Source organism: Arsenophonus endosymbiont of Bemisia tabaci Q2 (genome assembly GCF_902713415.1).
GTDB lineage: Bacteria > Pseudomonadota > Gammaproteobacteria > Enterobacterales > Enterobacteriaceae > Arsenophonus.
Window position 1 is genome coordinate 1 of record NZ_CACTIE010000120.1, and the last position, 1,977, is coordinate 1,977.

At 41.5% G+C, this 1,977-nt stretch carries 2 protein-coding genes; both read right to left on the reverse strand.

Features of this window, described 5'->3' with window-relative positions:
• Positions 1-217: 217 nt before the first annotated feature.
• Positions 218-1,618, reverse strand: a complete 1,401-nt coding sequence (gene asnS / locus ARSQ2_RS06975; RefSeq protein WP_181994841.1) for an asparagine--tRNA ligase — start codon at positions 1,616-1,618, stop codon at positions 218-220.
• 117 nt (positions 1,619-1,735) lie between these two features.
• A partial coding sequence (locus ARSQ2_RS06980; RefSeq protein WP_181994842.1) for a transposase occupies positions 1,736-1,977 on the reverse strand: 242 nt, incomplete at its 5' end.

Here is a 1,977-nt window from a genome sequence, read left to right on the forward strand (position 1 = left end):
ATACAGATGCAGAACCAATCCGAAATTGCTTCGCTGTTTCTCGGATACTCAACGCTTCTTCTTCCATCGTAAATATCACTTTACGTCTAAAATCAATTGAATAGCTCATATAAATAATGTCATCAAAATTAAGTCGCTTAGCTATAAAAATAAAAAGGCCAGCGGTATACTGGCTAGTTATCATTATAATATTTATTCGTTTTTTAAGATTAAATATTTAAAAGCTTGCGTTACGTGGAGTACGAGGAAATGGAATGGTTTCGCGAATATTTTGTACGCCAGTGACATAAGCGACCAGGCGTTCAAATCCGAGTCCAAATCCGGCGTGGGGCACGGTACCATAACGGCGCAGATCGCAATACCAGCTGTAATCTTGTTGGTTAAGTCCCATTTCTTCCATCCGGGCATCTAATTTATTCAATCGCTCTTCACGCTGAGAGCCACCAATAATTTCCCCAATACCTGGCGCTAATATATCCATGGCAGCAACAGTTTTATTGTCATCATTCAGACGCATATAAAAAGCTTTGATATCTTTTGGGTAATTTTTGACCACCACAGGTGCTTTGAAATATTGCTCAGCTAAATAACGTTCATGCTCAGAAGAGAGATCAATACCCCAAGCCACTGAATTTTCGAAGGATTGACCCGATTGTTCTAACACTTTAATAGCATCGCTATAGTCAACTTGAGCAAAATCCGAAGCAACAAATTTTTCTAACCGGTTGATGACGTCTTTATCGATCCGTTCGGCAAAGAAGGTTAAGTCATCATTACGTTCTTGCAAAACCGCTTTGAAGACATATTTTAACATTTTCTTGGCTAGGCTGGCGATATCGTCCAAGTTGGCAAAAGCGACTTCAGGCTCAACCATCCAGAATTCAGCCAAATGGCGGCTGGTGTTAGAGTTTTCTGCGCGAAACGTTGGGCCAAAGGTATAAATTTTGCTTAATGCACAGGCATAAGCTTCGCCATTTAGCTGACCGGATACGGTTAGAAATGCTTCCCGACCAAAAAAGTCTTTATCAAAATTAATATCCCCTTTTTCTGTCCGTGGAATATTCTGTAAATCTAATGTTGAGACGCGGAACATTTCACCGGCACCTTCGGTATCGGAGGCGGTGATAGTGGGGGTTGAGACCCAAAGATAGCCTTCTTCATGAAAGAAACGATGAATAGCTTGGGCTAACGTATTGCGAACACGGGCAACGGCGCCGATAAGATTGGTGCGTGGACGCAGATGTGCCACTTGACGTAAATATTCGACACTATGGCACTTGGGAGCCATTGGATAACTATCAGGATTTTCCACCATACCGACCACAACAACCTGAGTGGCAGATAATTCAAAATTTTGCCCTTGACCTTCTGATGACTTCACGATCCCGGTTACTTCAACCGAGCAACCGGTGGTCAGATGTAAAACTTCGGTTTCATAATTATCTAGTTCATTATTTACAATAGCCTGTAATGGATTAAAGCAGGAACCGTCATAGACGGCGAGGAACGAGAAACCGGCTTTTGAATCTCTTCTTGTACGTACCCAGCCACGAACGGTTACTTCTTCGCCTACCGCTACACGGCCTTGTAGTACTTCGACTACAGGCGCTATGTTCATAAAATACTCTCTTTTGATATTTAGTTGTTTAAAGTTGGTCCCAATTGAGGAAAGCCTTATGTTACTTGTCCTCGCGTAAGAAACAAGTAAAAATATAGCTAAACGACTTAATTTTGATTACACCATATTGAGTGCGAACAAAATATCTGTGTCGCATCCGAGCGCTCTTTTTTTGGATTTAGCTTGTGCCCATTTATGTTCAATTGGATTAAGATCTGGCGAATAGGTAGGCAAATATTCCACCATATGGTCCGCATCGATGATGACTTGTTGAATACTCTGTTTCTTGTGAAAAGTTGCATTATCCATCATGATTACAGTGTTTTTAAGAAGTACTGGGATAAGGACTTGGGTGACCC